This window comes from Monoglobus pectinilyticus, assembly GCF_002874775.1.
GTDB classification, from domain to species: domain Bacteria; phylum Bacillota; class Clostridia; order Monoglobales; family Monoglobaceae; genus Monoglobus; species Monoglobus pectinilyticus.
On sequence record NZ_CP020991.1, the window covers coordinates 1,343,568 to 1,361,896 of the forward strand.

18 protein-coding genes are annotated in these 18,329 nt (G+C 39.7%); 13 read left to right on the forward strand and 5 right to left on the reverse strand.

What is annotated here, in order from left to right; translation table 11 throughout:
• Positions 1-18: 18 nt before the first annotated feature.
• Entirely contained in the window at positions 19-1,413 is a 1,395-nt protein-coding gene (gene mnmE, locus B9O19_RS05925; RefSeq protein WP_102365543.1) for a tRNA uridine-5-carboxymethylaminomethyl(34) synthesis GTPase MnmE, read from the reverse strand.
• A 6-nt stretch (positions 1,414-1,419) separates the two neighbouring features.
• On the reverse strand, positions 1,420-2,742 hold the full coding sequence (gene dnaA / locus B9O19_RS05930) for a chromosomal replication initiator protein DnaA (RefSeq protein ID WP_102365544.1): 1,323 nt from the start codon (positions 2,740-2,742) through the stop codon (positions 1,420-1,422).
• 472 nt (positions 2,743-3,214) lie between these two features.
• On the opposite strand from dnaA, the gene rpmH reads away from it, so the two are divergent.
• The 10 genes from rpmH (at position 3,215) to B9O19_RS05980 (ending at position 11,159) form a co-directional block, all read left to right on the forward strand.
• Positions 3,215-3,349: a 50S ribosomal protein L34 gene (gene rpmH / locus B9O19_RS05935; protein ID WP_102365545.1), complete on the forward strand. Its 135-nt coding sequence runs from the start codon at positions 3,215-3,217 to the stop codon at positions 3,347-3,349.
• 96 nt (positions 3,350-3,445) lie between these two features.
• Complete coding sequence (gene rnpA / locus B9O19_RS05940; protein ID WP_102365546.1) at positions 3,446-3,853, forward strand: ribonuclease P protein component; 408 nt, start codon at positions 3,446-3,448, stop codon at positions 3,851-3,853.
• Between the two features lie 117 nt (positions 3,854-3,970).
• Positions 3,971-4,180 carry a membrane protein insertion efficiency factor YidD gene (yidD, locus tag B9O19_RS05945; protein WP_102365547.1) on the forward strand — a complete coding sequence of 70 codons (210 nt, stop codon included), beginning with the start codon at positions 3,971-3,973 and terminating at the stop codon, positions 4,178-4,180.
• Positions 4,181-4,213: 33 nt separating this feature from the next.
• A complete protein-coding gene (locus tag B9O19_RS05950) occupies positions 4,214-5,248 on the forward strand; it encodes a YidC/Oxa1 family membrane protein insertase (protein WP_102365548.1) in 1,035 nt (344 codons plus the stop codon).
• On the forward strand, positions 5,214-6,131 hold the full coding sequence (jag, locus tag B9O19_RS05955) for an RNA-binding cell elongation regulator Jag/EloR (protein ID WP_158648926.1): 918 nt from the start codon (positions 5,214-5,216) through the stop codon (positions 6,129-6,131). Before B9O19_RS05950 ends, jag begins: the two co-directional genes overlap by 35 nt.
• 2 nt (positions 6,132-6,133) lie before the next feature.
• Positions 6,134-7,573 (forward strand): acetylornithine/succinylornithine family transaminase, encoded by a 1,440-nt coding sequence (locus B9O19_RS05960; RefSeq protein WP_102365550.1) that lies wholly within the window; start codon positions 6,134-6,136, stop codon positions 7,571-7,573.
• Positions 7,574-7,575: 2 nt separating this feature from the next.
• Positions 7,576-8,505, forward strand: a complete 930-nt coding sequence (gene argF, locus B9O19_RS05965) for an ornithine carbamoyltransferase (protein ID WP_102365551.1) — start codon at positions 7,576-7,578, stop codon at positions 8,503-8,505.
• On the forward strand, positions 8,505-9,014 hold the full coding sequence (locus B9O19_RS05970) for a GNAT family N-acetyltransferase (RefSeq protein WP_102365552.1): 510 nt from the start codon (positions 8,505-8,507) through the stop codon (positions 9,012-9,014). The genes argF and B9O19_RS05970 overlap by 1 nt, the downstream gene beginning before the upstream one ends.
• A 16-nt stretch (positions 9,015-9,030) precedes the next feature.
• The gene (gene asnS / locus B9O19_RS05975) at positions 9,031-10,380 is read left to right on the forward strand and encodes an asparagine--tRNA ligase (RefSeq protein WP_102365553.1); all 1,350 of its coding nucleotides are present in this window, start codon (positions 9,031-9,033) and stop codon (positions 10,378-10,380) included.
• 11 nt (positions 10,381-10,391) lie between these two features.
• A complete protein-coding gene (locus B9O19_RS05980; RefSeq protein ID WP_102365554.1) occupies positions 10,392-11,159 on the forward strand; it encodes a tetratricopeptide repeat protein in 768 nt (255 codons plus the stop codon).
• A 727-nt stretch (positions 11,160-11,886) separates the two neighbouring features.
• Here the strand turns inward: B9O19_RS05980 and B9O19_RS05985 are convergent.
• Together B9O19_RS05985 and B9O19_RS05990 are read right to left on the reverse strand one after the other, a co-directional pair.
• On the reverse strand, positions 11,887-13,131 hold the full coding sequence (locus B9O19_RS05985; RefSeq protein WP_102365555.1) for a helix-turn-helix domain-containing protein: 1,245 nt from the start codon (positions 13,129-13,131) through the stop codon (positions 11,887-11,889).
• A gap of 232 nt (positions 13,132-13,363) precedes the next feature.
• On the reverse strand, positions 13,364-15,625 hold the full coding sequence (locus B9O19_RS05990; RefSeq protein ID WP_102365556.1) for a hypothetical protein: 2,262 nt from the start codon (positions 15,623-15,625) through the stop codon (positions 13,364-13,366).
• Positions 15,626-15,725: 100 nt separating this feature from the next.
• Between B9O19_RS05990 and B9O19_RS05995 the strand changes: the two genes are divergently transcribed.
• Positions 15,726-16,367 (forward strand): RpiB/LacA/LacB family sugar-phosphate isomerase, encoded by a 642-nt coding sequence (locus B9O19_RS05995; protein WP_102365557.1) that lies wholly within the window; start codon positions 15,726-15,728, stop codon positions 16,365-16,367.
• Between the two features lie 327 nt (positions 16,368-16,694).
• Here the strand turns inward: B9O19_RS05995 and B9O19_RS06000 are convergent, their stop codons facing one another.
• Positions 16,695-17,006: a hypothetical protein gene (locus B9O19_RS06000; RefSeq protein WP_102365558.1), complete on the reverse strand. Its 312-nt coding sequence runs from the start codon at positions 17,004-17,006 to the stop codon at positions 16,695-16,697.
• Between the two features lie 194 nt (positions 17,007-17,200).
• Between B9O19_RS06000 and B9O19_RS06005 the strand changes: the two genes are divergently transcribed.
• Positions 17,201-17,431 carry a helix-turn-helix domain-containing protein gene (locus B9O19_RS06005; RefSeq protein WP_102365559.1) on the forward strand — a complete coding sequence of 77 codons (231 nt, stop codon included), beginning with the start codon at positions 17,201-17,203 and terminating at the stop codon, positions 17,429-17,431.
• A gap of 88 nt (positions 17,432-17,519) precedes the next feature.
• Positions 17,520-17,747, forward strand: a complete 228-nt coding sequence (locus tag B9O19_RS06010) for a helix-turn-helix domain-containing protein (RefSeq protein WP_407937702.1) — start codon at positions 17,520-17,522, stop codon at positions 17,745-17,747.
• The last annotated feature ends 582 nt before the right edge of the window (positions 17,748-18,329 follow it).

Here is an 18,329-nt window from a genome sequence, read left to right on the forward strand (position 1 = left end):
GATTACCTCTGATGAATTTTATTTTCCGACGCAAAATCTTGAAAATACTTGGTCTATAATTTCTTCCTGTACTGTAGCGCCTGTTATTTCTCCTAATGCAGAAAGTGCGTCTTCTAAGTCTACATATAGAAGATCAAAAGGCATACCAACACCGTTTAAAGCTAGATCTACAGACTCTCTCGCTTTTACCAGAGAATCTCTTTGTCTTGTGTTTGATACGTATACTTCGCCGCTTTTTATTGTGCCCAGAGCAAACTTTTCGGCTATTCGTTCTTCAAGTTTTTCTATACCTGCCGGAGTTTTGTCTTTCGGAGTGGAAGTTTCGACTATATCATCTGTTTCAAAACCAAACCTGTTTTTTAGTTCTATAGGAGTTATTTCCGCACTTTTATCGGTCTTATTAAGTATAACAATAGTGGTTTTGCCTTTCAGTGCTTTTGCTATCTTTTCGTCTTCCGGTTCAAGTTTTGAATTGCTGTCTATAACAAATAGGCAAAGGTCTGCAATCTTAATATTCTCCATTGCGCGGTCAATTCCGATTTGTTCAACCTCGTCAGAAACCTCAGCCCGTATCCCGGCTGTGTCGAGAAGACGAAGCGACGCTCCTTTTATATTTATATATTCCTCAATCGTATCCCGTGTGGTTCCGGGGATATCTGTCACAATTGCCCGGTCGGAGCGTGAAAGTGCATTAAGAAGCGAAGATTTGCCTACGTTTGGCTTTCCGACAATAACGGTGTGGATTCCATCACGCAATATTTTGCCGGTTTCAAAGCTGTCTATAAGTTCAGAAATTTTAGAACTTATAAGATTCAACTTCTCCAATACTTCTTCATCTGTAAGTGGATCAACCTCGTCAGGATAGTCGACAGCTGCGGATATATGAGATGTGATTTCCATAATATCCTGCCGTATATCATTGATTTTTTCAGCAAGAGCGCCGTTCAGCACGTTGGCGGCATTGCCGAGACCCAAACCGGAGGTTGAATCGATAATATCCATAGCAGCCTCTGCGCCTGTCATATCGGTTTTACCGTTTATAAAAGCCCTGCGTGTAAACTCTCCCGGTTCAGCCAGCCTGGCGCCGCAGGAAAGCAGCTCGTTTAAAATCAGACCGGCGGCAAAGTATCCGCCGTGGCAGTTTATTTCCACAACGGTTTCTCCGGTATAAGAATGCGGAGCGCGCATTACAGAGACGAGCGCCTGGTCGACAGAAGCTGATTCATCACCGGCTTTGTGAATGTCCGACAGCGTCAGTTTATGACTTTCAAGCTCCGTCAGTTTTTTACCGGATTTTGTTTTCACAACGTTTTGGGAAACTTTTTCAGAATCAGCCCCGCTTACTCTAATAATGGCAACGCCACCCGATCCGAGAGGGGTGGCAATAGCGGCTATAGTATCAAACATTTTCATTATGCTTTAGTCCTTTTTAATATTAGTAACAAGTTCATTTATTATTTCCTGAAGCTCAGTGTCTTCGGTTACCATCTTTTTAATCTTTTTAACTGCGTTCATAACCGTGGAATGGTCTCGTTTGAATGCGTCGCCAATACTGGCATATGACTCGTCAAGTATTACTCTTGAAATATACATGGCAATATGACGGGGATATGCTATATCATTTGAACGTTTCTTTGTGATAAGCGAGCCTTTGGGAAGGCGGTAGTATTTTTCTACTTCGTCAATAATAACGCTGATGGTTATATTGCGCTGCGGAAGAGTAGATAATATTTCTTTAAGCGCTTTCTGTGCCAGCTCCATGGATATGGTGTTGGTTCTCTCAATTCCAGCATAGGCCAGAATCCTCTTTAAAGCCCCCTCAAGGTCTCTAACATTAGAAGTAATATTGTTTGCAACATACTCGACGATTTCCTCGTCAAAGGTGAAATATTCGTCCTCAATCTTGCTCTTAAGAATTGCGAGACGGGTCTCGTAGTCAGGAGGCTGGATGTCAGCCAGCAAACCCATTTGGAATCTGGTTTTGAGCCTGTCCGCTAGATGAGGCGTTTCGGACGGCAGGCGGTCAGACGTCAGAACTATCTGCTTCCCTGCCTCGTATAAAGCGTTGAAAGTATGGAAAAATTCTTCCTGCGCCAATTCTTTAGTTGCAAGAAACTGGACATCGTCCATAAGCAAAAGGTCTACAGTTCTGTGCTTATTTCTAAAATCCTGATTTGTCTTTTCACGTATAGCGTTTACCAATTCATATGTAAATTTTTCACTTGTGGTATATAGGACGCGTTTTCCGGGATTATTGGTAAGATAAAAATTCCCTATGGCCTGGATAAGATGAGTCTTGCCGAGACCGCTTCCTCCGTATATAAAAAGCGGGTTATACTTATGCGCCGGAGTTTCGGCCACTGCTAACGACGCTGCTTGAGCAAGGTTGTTGTTATTTCCTACTATAAAATTATCAAATGTGTATTTAGGATTCAGCGCGCTTTCCTGTTTAATAGGGTCGTCTGCCTGAACGCCGCTGTTTGTCTCAAAGCATACATCCAAATCAAGGGATTTACCGGTCACATTTTTTATACTGCTCTCTATAAGCGAGCGGTATTTTGTCATTATCATACTTTTGTTCAGGCTTCCTTTTTGCAGTCCTCCGGGTACGCAGAGCGTAATAGAATCCCCTGCTACCTCAACCGGCTTGATTGGCTTTATCCAAGTATCAAAAGCTACCGTGGACATTTCGTCACGGAGCTGTTTAGTAACGTTTCCCCAAATGTCATTAATATTTTCCAACGTCTCTCTTCTCCTCTTATACCTATTGTCGTGGCTTAGGTCTGTAATACGGAATTACGGCGCCGGCGTTAAGGCCGCCATGCAAAGTGAAGCGCTCTAAATTCCTAATCTCTAATCCCTATTCCCTATGCTGTTACATTGTTGTAATATATTTTAACAGAAAGAAACTCATTTTTCAACACCAAAATAGCTAAAAAATTTTTCCAAAAACCACGCAAAAATGGTTGATACCAAATATTGTTGATTGAAAATTTTGAAGTAACAATATATGCGAAAATCATAAAATTAAACAGAAAAAAATTTTTTAAAAAATTTATTTTTACTAATATGCAAAAAAATAATTCTTGACAATTCATGTAAGTCGTGATAGAATATTATAGATTTTTCGTAGGCAGGTAATAACTGCCGTATTAGTATTATATTACGTTAAAAATTGCAGTAATAATATAGAAGTTTTAAGGAGGGATATAGAATGCTTAGAACATATCAGCCTAAAAAGAGACACAGATCTAAGGTTCATGGCTTTAGAAAGAGAATGAGCACTAAAAATGGCCGCAAAGTATTGGCGAGAAGAAGGCTCAAGGGCAGAAAGAGCCTGTCTGCTTAATGAAAAAATAGACGCCGGTCATGGCGTCTTTTTGTTTATTAAGTAAAATTATTATTCAGCTGTTCTCAAATTTGCTGTTGAAGAAGCAGGTGAAAATTGATAACGGCAGAGGGATTTTTATATTATTTTTATGAGACGGGAGAGTTTATGAAAGGAATAGCCGTATTAAAGCGAAATACAGATTTCAGGCGCCTGTACAGACAGGGCAAATCGGCCGTTACTTCCACTTTGGTTGTGTATGCTATGCCAAATCGGCAGGGAACAGACCGTCTTGGCCTGACCGCCGGCAAAAAGGTGGGATGCGCAGTGAAGAGAAACCGTGCTAAACGGCGTCTCAGAGCACTGTTTGCAGATTATTCCATCAAAAGATTGAGCGGTTCGGTTAAGAAAAGCTGTGATTTTGTTATTGTAGCGCGCGCCGCCGCTGTTGACGCAAGTCCTGCCCGTCTGAGAGCGGATTTTGAAACCGCTGTTTCTAAGGTGATTAAAGCGGCGGGAGTATGAGTTTTTTTGACATAAAAAAACAATTAAAAACTGTTGCAAATTTTTCCTTTTCGTGTTATTATTAAAATAGCTTAATTTCGGGACTTTGCCAATGGCAACAGAACGGATGAATATCAAATGAAAAAGTTATTTATTAAATGTATAAAAGGGTATCAAAAATATATTTCGCCTATAAAGGGCAGACCGACATGCAGATTTTATCCTACGTGTTCTCAATATGCTATTATGGCAGTTGAAAAGTACGGGCTGATAAAGGGATTGTTTATGGCGGTGTGGAGAGTTCTGCGCTGCAATCCTATGAATAAGGGCGGAATAGATTATCCATAAAAAAGTAAAAATAGAAGTTAGGAGGGCATCGAATTGTCCTATATAATGCTGGGCCTTGGCTGGGTCCTCAAACTCATGTATACTATAACCAGTAACTATGGTATAGCAATTATTTTGTTTACAATTATTATTAAACTGATTTTAATGCCGCTTACGGTTAAGCAGCAAAAATCAATGCTGAAAACTCAGAAGCTTCAGCCGCTTTTAATGGAAATCCAGAAGAAGTACGGCAATGATAAAGACAAGCTTAATCAGGAAACGATGAAGCTTTATCAGAAGTATAAGATAAACCCCATGAGCGGATGTCTTCCAATGCTGATACAGCTGCCTATACTTTTGGCACTGTATTGGGTTGTGAAAAAGCCTATTATATACATAATGGGCGTCGGCGGTTCTGATGTGTGGAGAATTGTAAGCGCAATTGAGGATTGGGGAGCAGGAAACCCTGACGCTGTTAATCAGCTGCTTTCGTCTATGAAAATAGACTCGCTCAATGTATTTGTAGAACAGCAGTTTAAGAATTTCGGACAGTATGAAATTCAGATTGCCAGATTTCTGCACGAGTATCCGGCTATCATGAACAGTCATTGGATAACGGATACAGGTATAACATATACGCTTATAGACTTTAACTTTTTCGGGATCGATCTTTCGGCAACCCCGGATCTTTGGGGCTTGATAGGACTGATTACCGGAAAGCTTCCGGAAGGCGGAATCACTTGGAATACGATAGGATTGTGGCTGATACCGATTATAGCCGGCGGAAGCTCATATCTGACATCTAAGCTCACTCAGGCAATGCAGCCGCCGCAACCGGTTCAGAAAGATGAGAACGGTTTGGAAAAGCCGAATCCAATGAAGACAATGATGATAATGATGCCGCTTTTCTCGGCGTGGATTGCTTTTACAATGCCGGCGGCTATAGGTTTCTACTGGATTTTGAGCAGTATTCTCCAGTTGGTACAGCAGATTGCGATTAATAAAGTTGCTAATGTGGATTTAACGGATGATATCGTTAAGGAGGAAATGGAAAATGCCAAGAAAAATAGAAAAAAACGCAAAAAGTAAAGAGGAAGCGTTAAGGCTTGCCGCTGAAGAATTCGGAGTTTCCATTGAGGAACTTTCTTATACGGTTGAGAGAGAAATCGGCAAAGGAATTCTTGGACGGCTGCTTGGCAGAGAGGTTATTATTTCGGCTTGGATAACGAAGGAAGCGCAGGAGGAAGAACAGCTCCGCAACGCGAGAGAGCAGCGAAGACAGGTTCGTGAGAGAAAAGCCGCTGAATCGGCGAAAAAAACCGATGCTTCAAAACAAAATAATAAGAACACTGAAATAGAAAAACCGCTGATAAAAAAAGAACAGCCGGCGGCTAAGAAGGAACAGCCGGTTAAGAAACAGGCTGCCGTTCAGACTTCTGACGGTGAGACTGAAAAACAGCAGGAGACGTCAAAACAGCAGGAACAGGCTCCTAAAAAGGAAAGAAACCGTGAGGTCACAGAAAAGTCAGTGAGCGACGCACAGTATTTTGCTGAGAATGTTATACACATGATGGGGCTTCCGGAGGCTAAGGTTGAAGCTTCAAACGGCGGAAGCGCAGTGGATGTTGAAGTTTCAGGCGAGAGAATGGGCTTGCTTATAGGAAAGCGCGGTGATACGCTTGACGCTGTTCAGTATCTTACCAGCCTGTATGTAAATAGGGAGAAAAATTCCTATATAAAGGTAAATATTGATACTGAAGGATATCGTGCAAAGCGTGAGGAGACCCTGATAAAGCTGGCGCATAGCTTAGAGAGACGCGTTCTCAGAGAGAGAAAGCCCGTCACCCTTGAACCTATGTCTCCGAACGAGAGAAGAATAATTCATTCTGCTCTTCAGGATAATGACCGGATAAAGACCTACAGTGTTGGCGAGGAGCCAAACCGTAAGGTGGTTGTAGCGCTTCAGGACTAGTTATGGGATATAATTTTTTTGAAAATAAGGATTGTGAATATTACCCTTGTCATAAAGCGGAGCGGATAAATTGTCTGTTCTGCTTTTGTCCTTTATATAGTACAGACTGCGGCGGAAACTTCAAATGGATATATGACAGGAATGGCAAACTGATTAAGGATTGCTCCAATTGTATAATTCCGCATACAGATGGCGGATATGAGTATGTGACAGGGCGTCTTGCAGGAAAAGGAGATAAAAAGATGGAAGAGCATATGAGTTTGGAACAGGTAATCGATTTGGATAAAAAGTATTATATGAATACCTTTGGCGACAGAATACCTTTATGTTTTACTGAGGGAAACGGAATAGAACTTACGTCAACGGACGGAGACGTGTATAAGGATTTTTTTGCGGGCATAGCTGTCTGCTCACTGGGATATAACCATGAAAGACTGACCCGTGAACTGACCGAACAAGTAAAACAGCTTATACATACATCCAGCGTATATTACGTTGAAAATCAAGCGAGACTTGCAGAAATGCTGGTTAAGCACAGCTGCGGCGACAGAGTGTTTTTTTGCAGCACAGGCGCCGAGGCAAATGAAGGCGCGATAAAACTTGCGAAAAAATATCAGGTAGAGAAAGGAAATAAAAATAAGATTGAATTTGTTACCCTTAAAAACTCGTTTCACGGACGAACCCTGGCCACTGTGGCAGCTACAGGTCAGCCCAAATATCAAGCGCCGTATCAGCCTTTGATAGAAAAGTTTGTTCATATAGACAGAGACGATATATCAGGGCTGGAGAATGCTGTCAATGAAAATACCGCCGGAATCATGATTGAACTGATACAGGGCGAGAGCGGAGTGAATCCTGTGAGCCGGGAGTTTGCGGAAAAGGCAGCTGAACTTTGCAGAAAAAATGACATTGCACTTATTGTGGATGAGGTTCAGACAGGAATTGGCAGAACCGGAAAACTTTTTGCATATGAACTTTATGATTTAAAACCTGACATTGTTACAATGGCAAAGGGGTTGGGCGGAGGAGTTCCAATAGGAGCCTTCTGCGCTAGCGAGAAATTTGCTTCAGCGTTTAAACCCGGTGACCATGGAACCACTTTCGGAGGAAACCCTCTGTCAACCAGGGCCGGATTGGTAGTTTTGGATGAACTTATACACGGCGGAGTATTGGAAAATATCGGAGAGACAGGTTCATACTTATTTGATAAATTAAGACAGCTGGCGGATGCAAATTCAAAAATTGCAAATGTGCGCGGCCGCGGACTGATGTGCGGACTGGAGTTTTCAGAACCTATAGCCAAAGAGATAGGTGAAAAGCTTAGGGAGAATAAAGTTTTGGTAGGCGTTGTGGGCGATAGGGTTCTGCGTATAGTACCGCCGCTTATAGTGACAAAATCCGATATTGATTATTTAATTAACGCTTTAAAGGAGGCAATATAAATATGAAACATTTTATTAGTTTGCATGACATTACACATGAGGAGTTTTCCCAGCTTTTATCTTTGGCTGATAAGCTCAAGAAAGAACAAAAATCTGGGAAAGAACACCATATATTAAAAGGTAAAACTTTGGGTATGATATTTACGAAGTCGTCAACCAGAACCCGTGTGTCTTTCGAGGTTGGAATGTATCAGCTCGGCGGTCAGGCGCTGTTTTTAAGCTCAAATGATATTCAGCTGGGCAGAGGCGAGACTATTTACGATACGGCTAATGTTCTGAGCAGATTTTTAGACGGAATTATGATTAGAACATTTGACCATCAGGACGTTCTGGATTTAGCAAAGTACGGCACTATTCCAATTATTAACGGTCTTACTGATTTGCTTCATCCGTGTCAGGCGCTTGCAGATTTGATGACTATTCAAGAGCATAAAGGTCAGCTCCGAGGCCTTAAATTGGCGTATATAGGCGACGGCAATAACGTTGCACATTCGCTGATGTATGCCTGCGCTAAAGCGGGAATGGATATAAGTATCGGAACTCCGGCAGGCTATGAATGCGATAAGGAGATTGTGGCAAACGCTGTTGAGGACGCGAAAAGTATGGGAAGCAAGGTTGTTTTGACAAACGACCCTGTGGAGGCTATAAAAGACGCGGACGTTGTCTATACTGATACATGGGCAAGTATGGGTCAAGAAGCGGAAAAGGCAGAGAGAGCTGAAATATTTAAAGATTATCAGGTGAATTCGAAATTATTCGGGTACTCAAAGCCTGACAGTGTGTTTATGCACTGCTTGCCGGCGTACAGAGGTTATGAAGTGACAGAGGATGTTATTGACAGCGGAAGAAGTATCATATTTGACGAGGCAGAGAACAGACTTCATGCCCAAAAGGCGGTTATGGCTATGTTGATGGTAGGTGACAATAAGTAATGGATAAGCTTTATGCGTTTGAGGTAAAAAGAGCCAGCGAGGAGGATATTCCTGCAATCATCAAGATAACAAAGGACGCGTTTTTGAAATATTGTGAAATGGCCGGTCTGAGTTACGATATAGAGGCTCTTAACGAAACATACGATGATGTTAAGCATGATATAGAGACCAAAGAGGTCTATGTAGTTTTTATAGACAACGAGCCTATAGGTGCGGTTCGTATCGAGCTCCAGGACAATAACGAGGCGTATCTGAGCAGATTCGCGGTTAAGTCCAGCGAGAGGAATAACGGTATAGGAAAGACGCTGATGAATGTTGTTGACAGCGTTATGCGTGAGAACGGAGTAAAATATCTGCGTCTGCATACAGGTTCCCACGTGACCCCTCTGATAAGGTTTTACTACGGCAGAGGTTTTTACATAGCTTCAGTAGAGAACAGCCGCGGATATCCCAGAGCTGAACTTATAAAGGATTATACAAAGAATCCTCAGGAGCGTTTTTGTAAATAACCGGAGGTAGATTCCTATGAGAATAAGCGAGTTATATAAAAATAGATTTGAAGGAGATTCAGTCAGCGTAAGCGGCTGGATAAGAACACTTAGATGTTCTAAGAGTTTTGGGTTTATAGAATTAAATGACGGGTCTTCGTTTAAAAACCTTCAAATCGTTATTGAAGAAGATAAGCTGGAGAACTATTCAGAGGTTTCAAAACTGAGCGTCGGTTCTTCTGTCTCGGTTAAAGGAAATCTGGAATTCACGCCGGAAGCCAAACAGCCATTTGAGCTGAAAGCGTCTGAAGTAGAAATACAAGGCGTCAGCGCGCCGGATTATCCTTTGCAGAAGAAAAGGCATTCGTTTGAGTTTTTGAGAACTATTCCTCATCTGAGACCAAGGACGAATTCGCTGTCAGCCGTTTTCAGAGTTCGTTCTATGCTGGCTCAGGCTATTCACAGATATTTTTCGGAACATGGGTTTATATATGTCAATACTCCTATCATAACCGGAAGCGACTGCGAAGGAGCCGGGGAGATGTTCAGACTGACAGCGGGAGACCCAAACAGTGCTGAAAAGCGAGAATTTTTCGGAAAGCCGGCGTCTCTTACAGTGAGCGGACAGCTTGAGGGCGAGGACTTTGCCATGGCTTTTGGGAATATATATACTTTCGGACCGACGTTCAGAGCTGAAAACAGCAACACAGCCCGTCATGCGGCGGAGTTTTGGATGGTTGAGCCCGAAATGGCGTTTGCCGGACTGAAAGAGGATATGGATTTGGCGGAGGACCTCTTAAAGTATCTGATAAAGTTTGTTCTGTCTGAGGCATGCGATGAGCTTAACTTCTTCAATAGTTTTGTGGACAAGTGTCTGCTGGAGCGGCTGAATAATGTTGCGGATAACAGTTTTGTAAGAATAACCTATACTGAGGCGGTGGAAAAACTAAAAGCCGCAAAAAAAGAGTTTAACTTCCCGGTTGAATGGGGGATTGACTTACAAACAGAGCATGAGAGGTATTTGACAGAAGAGGTTTATAAGCGCCCGGTGTTTGTAACCGATTATCCTAAGGATATCAAAGCGTTTTATATGAGACTGAATGATGACGGAAAGACTGTTGCGGCTGTGGACTGTTTAGTTCCCGGAGTAGGCGAAATAATAGGCGGCAGTCAGCGTGAAGAGCGGCTGAGCGTTCTTGAGGAGCGTATGGAGGAACTGGGACTATCTCAGGAGGACTATAAGCGTTATCTGGATCTGAGACGTTATGGAACATGCAAACATGCCGGATTTGGTCTTGGATTTGAACGTTTGGTTATGTATGTGACAGGTATGCAGAATATTAGGGATGTTATACCATATCCCAGAATAGTGAATAATTTGGTTTAAGGAGCATTTTTATGTTTGATTTGGTTTGGAAGCTGCTGCTTTTGGTGGCTCTTGTATTTATAATAGTAAAGCGTGCCGGTATTGTTGCGCTGTTTGCCAAATATAAATATAGCAAGGGTGACTATAACGGAGCGCTTAAGATTTTCAGAATTGCCGACAAGGTAGGAAATTTAGGTATAGGGGATAAGATTCTGTTTGGTTACAATTGTCTCAGATGCGGGGAATTGGCAGCGGCTAAGAATGTATTCAGCATGGCTTATATGCTGTCTAAGCCTGCGTCTGCCGATAGGTTCAGGATAATGTCTCTTCAGGCGCTGGTTGCCTGGAAAGAAGGGGATATTGAACTGGCGGTAGGAAAGCTGGAGGACGTATATAACCAGGGCTTTAAGAACACTAATATTTATCAAAATTTAGGAATAATGTATAATCTCAGCGGTGATTATGAAAAAGCCTTGGCTTTTAACAAAGAAGCGTATGACTATAACAGCGATGACAATATAATTGTTGATAATCTAGCCGATACTTACAGTTTAATGGGTGAGTATAAAGAGGCGGAAAAGATATATGAAGATTTAATAAACAGGGAACCCGAGCCGAGATTCCCGGAAGCATATTACGGATATGGAGAGGTTTTAATAAATCTTGGGAAAACACATGAGGGAATAGACATGATTGAGAAGTCTCTGACAAAGCCGTTTTCTTTTCTTAGTTTAAAAACCAAAGAGGATATAGAAAATATGCTTAGCTCATATAAACAGCAGGCAGGAGAAGCAGTATAGTACATAAAAGCAGCAAACATTTTACTAAGAAATTGTTTAAAAGCATGTTATCTTTTATTAGTCGTTATTAGATTAAATAATATATTATTTTTATAGTTAGGTTTTATATAGTTTTATAAAATTTTAAGACAAATGATATGCACCTCGAAAGTTAAACACTTTTGGAGGTGCATATTTTTATGAGAAAACTAAATATATAATATTTGTTAATAATGGATATGAGGATAAAAGGTTTTAATTACGAAGAACCAATAATATAATGCCGGAGAAAGGGAGTTTTAGTTGGAATTTGCAAAATTGGCTTAAAAAGCGGTAATGAATATTTATAGAAGAAAAAACGAAAAATTTTATAGTAGAACTAAGATAAGATCTTGTAATGCGGTTTCACAAGAAAAGTCAAACTAAGATATGATAAAGGCCTGATATTACTTAAAGTGTGTCAAGAAAAATAGACTGCATGAGCCAGGGGACAATAGAAAACTTTTTAGCGGATTAAAGGACTTAACCGCTTAAAAGATTTACTATGGAGAATATATTTTTAATGCGGAAAATTTAATTAAAGAGATATAGCTTTATATTGATGATTTCAGATACACTGAATACCGGTGAAGTTAAAAAATGAGTTCGGTACTTAACCGAACTCATTCTTAAATATTTAATTTATTAACGTCTAATCTTTGTGATACGATTTAAAGTTTAGATAAAATATAATTACTATACAAAGATATTACTTATTATCAAAAATTTTAGCTTGGTGCGCCTTTCTGTAACTGTCGGGCGTACAGCCGGTATACTTTTTAAACGAGGTGTAAAAATAACTTCCCGAGTTCAGACCTACGGCTCTTCCTATATCCCTGGCGGTCAGATTGGTTTCTATCAGCATTTTGCATACCTGGTCAAAACGCTTCTGTGCCAAATATTCCGAAATAGAAACGCCCTGGCTCTTTTTGAATATGCTCCTAATATAATTCGAACTTCTGTTAACATTTGCGGCTATCGCCTCAACCGACAGTTCAGGGTCTTTGTAATTGTCATTTATATAGTTGATTATATTAGTGACTATCATATCTTTCTTTGTATCGGGCTTTTGGGCGGATATAATATCCATTATCTCCATACACCGCGACTTTATAAATCTTGTCAGATCATCAATTGACTCAAGCGTGCTTAAGTCCTCTATAACGCTGTTGTGAACAACGCTGTTATTCCCGGAACTGTCAATAGTCAAATTATCTACCGCTATCAGCAGCCTCGCAGTATGAAGAACTATGGTATCATACGACATCTTATCCACTGTTCCTATAAACGCCGAAATTGCACGGTCTAAAACTTCTTCGTTACGCGCGTGTATACATTCAAAAATCTCCCGCTCAAGCAGACTCGGGTATTCGCAGCTCAGCCTGGACATTGATAAAGTCTTGTCATAATCAATAATTGAATAGGGCTTAAACGATAATCTATAAAGCATAGCATACTTGGCTTTATTATATAATATTTGGCAATCGCTCACCGGACAATCCTTTTGAGTGCACAAAGAAAGGGTTGTGTTGACACCGAACAACTCAACGATATGCCTCTTTAAATCAGCTGACTGGTCTGATATAAATTTTGTGTCAGAACCGTGATTGAGCAAAAAGGCAACTGTTACGCCGTCTGTCTCAACGCCATAGCATTCAGAACTCTCGCCATACAATTCCTCGCCAATATTTCTAATAGCGAAAATTATGCTTGGTAAGTCTGAAATTGTCAGGTCTTCGGTCTTATTTATTCTTACGAGTATCACAGAAAAATTATTTTCTCCAAACTTAATGCCCAGTTCCGCGGCGGTCTTTGGATTAAAATCGCTGTTGCCCATTAATAGTTTCCGGATAAATTTTTCTCTCTCGTTAGTCTCGTTTTTATGCTCGAGAGTTTGGAGCTGTGCGTGCTCATTCATTGCCGGCTGTACGCCATTTATGTTAAATGCGTCCATATTTTGCGCCTCCCGAATAATAATTGGGTATATATACCAAATGTTTGAAAAATAATTATATTGGCTGAAAAGTGAATTTTAAAACATTATTATTAAAATTCAATGTTTGATTATTATATATTAAAACCCATGTTTATGTAGTAATAATAACACACACCTAAATTTTTGTAAACCTTATTTTTCTACAAAACTGATGAGTTTACAAAATGTTTACTTATAAGCAATATTATGCTCAAAACTCTTGAATCAGCTCTATATCTCTGGGTATTTTCCAAAGTGTAAATTTTAAGTCCTGTGAATCCCCATAGGTCAAATTTAAACCGCTGCTATTTTCAGAGTCTCCGAACAGTGAGCGATGTCTGCCGAAGGCGTTAAAGGCCGACGGGTAACAGTGTATCTCTATCAGATGACGTTCCTCCGCCGCAATTGACGGCAAAGGCAGTGTCTCGCTGCCCTCATAAACAAACCCCAGAGACTCATTGTCAAAAAACACTTCAATTACCGCGGAGCAGCTGCAGTCCAGTTTAATCTGAGGTTTGTTAATATTCTCCTCAATATATATAACCTTTTTTGCTGAAACATAATCACGGCAGAAAGGATAGCCGCAGCGAATCATATTGTTCTCGCTGTCCATGCCTGTGTTTTTGACCGTAAAGTCATACCTTGTCTGCACCTGTCTGTCGTCAAATCCTCGGTATCCTTGATTGGCCGTCACCTTAAAGTCGCCCACCAAACAGAAAACCGGTCTGTCGCCGCCGCTTGCCATCACAGTATTTTTTCCGCCTAAAACATTACTCGTTATATTATAATAATTCCCAAGGCAGTCGTTCATTATCGGGCGGACTAAAATATTGTTTATGCTGACCTCATTATTGTTGTCAGTTACCAGCAAAGTTAAATCGGAATCAAATTCATCATCAACATTAAACTCGCATATAAATGAACCGTCTTTATATGATGATTCGAGCAGAAAACGGTTTTCTTTCGGAAGCGTTATGGTCCAGCTGTCCTGAACAGTGCTGATTGGCACTACTTCTTTGGTCAGCTGTCTGATTTGGTCAAGAGGAATGATTTCTGTATCAGATTTAGGTATGTCGTTTAAGATGCGAACTCCGTTGGCTTTTGCCCTTTCTATCGCGACCATACCCTTTTTTGAAAACGACGCCCCAGGAACCGTCAGCAAAGTCCCATATTCAGCTTCTCCGAGTTTCATACCGCCGCCTGAAAAATCTGCATTTTCCTCAAATATAATTTCATCTGTCAGGTCAAAGCGCCTGTTCATTTCATAAAGCCGTCCGCATATGTCCGCAACGTTTTGACTGTAATCATATGATATTGTTTTGTCCGATGTTGGAACAAAGTGTTCCCAAATAGCTCTCGTAGGGCAGACGACTAAAATCTTATGCGGTCTTTTTGTCTCATCTTCGGCTTTCTCTCTCAATCGCTCCAATATTTGCGGAACAACCTTTTTCCAGGTTATATGAGTAGGAAATGAAATTTGATTCCGGCTCAGGCTTTTATAATTCAGGTGCAGAAAGCTGGTATGAAATACAAACATATTTATACCGCATTCTATAAGCCTGGTCATATACTCTTCAAATTCACCGGGGCGTATTCCCCAGCCTAAACCTCCTAAAACAGAGGCGCCCGCCGTACCGCTGCCAAACTGTTTCGCAAGGCTTGAAACCGAGACAGGCAGAAAATGACTCACAGCTGTCTTGCCCGAAAAACTGACAGAAGGCAAATTAAACCGGCGCAGATATTGCAGTGCTGATCCGGTCTGTAAGACTTGGGAATACGGGTTTGCATTCGTTTTTATCTGCGGAAAATATCCCTTTTCATTCTCTTTGCACCACTCTGATATTAATGCGGTTTCTCCCATGCGGTCTGTTATTTTTTGCCAATACCACGCTTTAAACTCTGACGCATCTTCATTGTCTTCAAAAAGAGATTTAAGATTTGAAAATATATCGCCGTTAAATTCTTCAGTATACTCGGTTTCCAGCTCATCATACCACGGAACTGCCGGATATTCACTGTCCTGACCGGAAAAATCAGGAACTTCACTTGTGAATCCTGCCAAATATCCATAAGCTTCTTTTGAAAGCCCTGATTTATAACGTTCCAATACGCTGTCAATTAAGACAGCGGAATTCGTGTAATCAAAAGGACTTCTTTCAGGCGAGCAGCACTGCTTAACAGTGCCGCCGTCATATTCCAGCCATGAGGACAGCATCCCGACTTCCGGAGGCTCAGTCGGTTTCGCTTCCAGCCATATTTCCAAACCTTCAGATTTAGCATACAAGATTATTTCACTAACTTTTTTAATAAACTCATCGCTCATATATTCAATATCGTCTGAGTAATCTTCGAGAGCAAAAACAAAACCATCAAGCCCATATCCTTTAAAATCTGATATTCTGGACTTTATAAGTTCCATATCGGTTACACTGTCAGCAGACAGCGACGCCAGAAATTTAACCGGACGCTCCATGATTCATTTCTCCTTTGATTTTGGTTGACAAATTAATTATTTATCATTATACTATAAAAGAATAAAAAAAGAAAGAATTATTTAAAGGAGTATGAAAAAAATGAAGATTGCTTTGATTAATGAGAATTCTCAGGCTGCAAAGAATGAGATAATTTACAATTCACTAAAAAATACAGTTGAACCAATGGGACACGAAGTGTTAAATTTCGGTATGTATTCGGCAGACGATGAAACTCAGCTTACATATGTTATGAACGGGCTTTTGGCTGCTATACTGCTCAACTCAAAGGCTGTAGATTTTGTCGTTACAGGCTGCGGCACAGGCGAGGGCGCTATGCTGGCTCTCAACTCATTCCCGGGCGTTTTGTGCGGACACGTTACAAGCCCGCTTGACGCATATCTTTTTGGACAGGTTAATGACGGAAACGCTATAGCTATGCCGTTTGCCCAGGGCTTTGGATGGGGTGCTGAGCTTAACCTTGACTATACTTTTGAAAAGCTTTTCTCAACAGAGATGGGCGGCGGATATCCTAAAGAGAGGGTTGTGCCTGAGCAGAGAAACAAAAAGATTCTTGACGAGGTTAAAAAGATAACCCATCACGATATTATGTATGTTCTTGAGAACATTGACCAGGACTTTCTGAAAACAACCGTAAGCGGTGAGAAGTTCAAAGAATTGTTCTTTGCAAACTGTCAGGTTCCTGAAATAGCTGATTATATTAAAAAAGTTATCAGCGAATAATTGGACAAAAATTCATGGTCAAACAAATAGTATATTGACATGAAATATAAAAGCTCCCGGTCTTTGAACAAACAGGTTTGTGCGTGCAGTACAAGCCGGAAAGGTTCATTTACAGGGAGCTTTTTTATTTATTAAGTCTATCAACCGAAGTTCTTTTAATTCAATTTTATATTACAGAAGTTTTGAGTTTCAAATATGTATTCAGCGGATTCAAAATAGATTGTTTAATCTTGACTCATATTATTCATATTATTTTTTAAAATTTTAGATGAATCCGCTGAATACATATTTGATTAATTTCCACACATTTAGCTTTTTTCAGTTATTTTATTTTTTATCTACTATATTTATTATTTCATTATATATAACCGCCTCCATATCATCCGGGTCTTCATTGACTTTTACCTCACAGCAAAATTCACCTAATGTACTATTTCTTATTCTCCAATAATTCTTTAACAAATTATCTTCTTCTTTTTTAAATAGAGAAATATAAAAAGTATATTTTTTATAATATACCTTAAATATTGTTGTGTCCGCTTCTATTTTAAATCCCTTTTTCTCATATTCTTTATATTTTGGAAACCACTCTTTTAAATCATCATTAAATTTATTTTTTGCCCATTCCTCACAAAACATTTTTTTCCTCCATAGACTTTTAATAATTTTATAGATAAAAATTATTTAATCTTCAGATTCATTTAATCTCATAGGCATTTTATTTTTTCATAAATAAAGTTTTTCTATTTACAAAAGATAGCTTTTAAGGGAATTTACCTTAAAAGTTAATAAGGGAATTTGCCTTATGTTAAGCTTTGCGAAGGGTGATTAAATTGAATTATCGTATTAGAGATTTACGTGAAGATAAAGACTTAACTCAAACAGATATAGCAAATCTTTTGAATATTCATCAGACAACATATTCATCATATGAATTGGGAGATTTGAATATTCCGGTTTCAGTACTTAATAAGTTAGCTGATTTCTATAAAACAAGTATAGATTATCTAGTCGGACGTACTGATGAAAAAAAACCATATCCTAGAGGTAAATCAAAAAAATAATTTTCAGTTTTTATTTTCATTATTATTATAAGGGAAATTCCCTTAAAAGTCAATAAGATATTTTCCCTTATATTAATCTTTGTATGAGGTGATTAAATTGAAATATCGAATCAAAGATTTGCGTGAAGATAATGATTTGACACAAAAACAGATTGCAAAGGAAATAAATGTTCATCAAACAACGTATTCTGACTATGAATTGGAAAACATACAAACTCCGGTTGATGTACTTGATAAATTAGCTGATATATATAATACAAGCATAGATTATTTAGTTGGACGCACAAATGAAATTAAGCCTTATCCTAAAGGTTAAATAAAATAATATAAAAGCAACATATATAATGAACACTGCGTGTTCAGATGATGGCTCACCTAACGCGGCGCATAAATGCGCCCTGCCGATGTTCGCTAAACCCCGCTTTTTTGATGAGAAAATAAATAATATATCGGAATATCTTTATTCACGGCAGTACACATAGTCAACGGGGAAGTAACAAGGCTTTTTCATCTTGAAGCGCAGATTCAAGATGAAATTAGCGGGGGCGAGCGCCCATTGGAGCCGATAGGCGACCTAAGCGAGCAAGCACTTTTTCTTTGGTGAAGCGTTTCTTTTTCTTGCGAGAAAAAGAAATGGTTCAAACACCTATTATAAGTAAAATAATAGATATTATATGGGGTCATATACAAAGTAAATGGATAGTATTTTTATTAAACAAAATAATATATATTAAATTTATATAATGAACACTGCGTGTTCAGATGAGGGCTCACCTAACGCGGCGGCATTAGCCGCCCTACCGAAGTTCACTGAAAACCCTGCTTTTTTGTGTAATAATTTAAACTAAAAACTCAGTTTTTTATAGGTAAATAAATTAGGAACTCGGAATATCTTTAT

Coding starts and splice junctions, on each gene's coding strand:
- mnmE (WP_102365543.1), bottom strand. CDS start 1,413: ATGAAAATGTTTGATACTATAGCCGCTATTGCCACCCCTCTCGGATCG.
- rpmH (WP_102365545.1), top strand. CDS start 3,215: ATGCTTAGAACATATCAGCCTAAAAAGAGACACAGATCTAAGGTTCAT.
- yidD (WP_102365547.1), top strand. CDS start 3,971: ATGAAAAAGTTATTTATTAAATGTATAAAAGGGTATCAAAAATATATT.
- jag (WP_158648926.1), top strand. CDS start 5,214: ATGCCAAGAAAAATAGAAAAAAACGCAAAAAGTAAAGAGGAAGCGTTA.
- B9O19_RS05960 (WP_102365550.1), top strand. CDS start 6,134: ATGGGATATAATTTTTTTGAAAATAAGGATTGTGAATATTACCCTTGT.
- argF (WP_102365551.1), top strand. CDS start 7,576: ATGAAACATTTTATTAGTTTGCATGACATTACACATGAGGAGTTTTCC.
- B9O19_RS05970 (WP_102365552.1), top strand. CDS start 8,505: ATGGATAAGCTTTATGCGTTTGAGGTAAAAAGAGCCAGCGAGGAGGAT.
- asnS (WP_102365553.1), top strand. CDS start 9,031: ATGAGAATAAGCGAGTTATATAAAAATAGATTTGAAGGAGATTCAGTC.
- B9O19_RS05980 (WP_102365554.1), top strand. CDS start 10,392: ATGTTTGATTTGGTTTGGAAGCTGCTGCTTTTGGTGGCTCTTGTATTT.
- B9O19_RS05985 (WP_102365555.1), bottom strand. CDS start 13,131: ATGGACGCATTTAACATAAATGGCGTACAGCCGGCAATGAATGAGCAC.
- B9O19_RS05990 (WP_102365556.1), bottom strand. CDS start 15,625: ATGGAGCGTCCGGTTAAATTTCTGGCGTCGCTGTCTGCTGACAGTGTA.
- B9O19_RS05995 (WP_102365557.1), top strand. CDS start 15,726: ATGAAGATTGCTTTGATTAATGAGAATTCTCAGGCTGCAAAGAATGAG.
- B9O19_RS06000 (WP_102365558.1), bottom strand. CDS start 17,006: ATGTTTTGTGAGGAATGGGCAAAAAATAAATTTAATGATGATTTAAAA.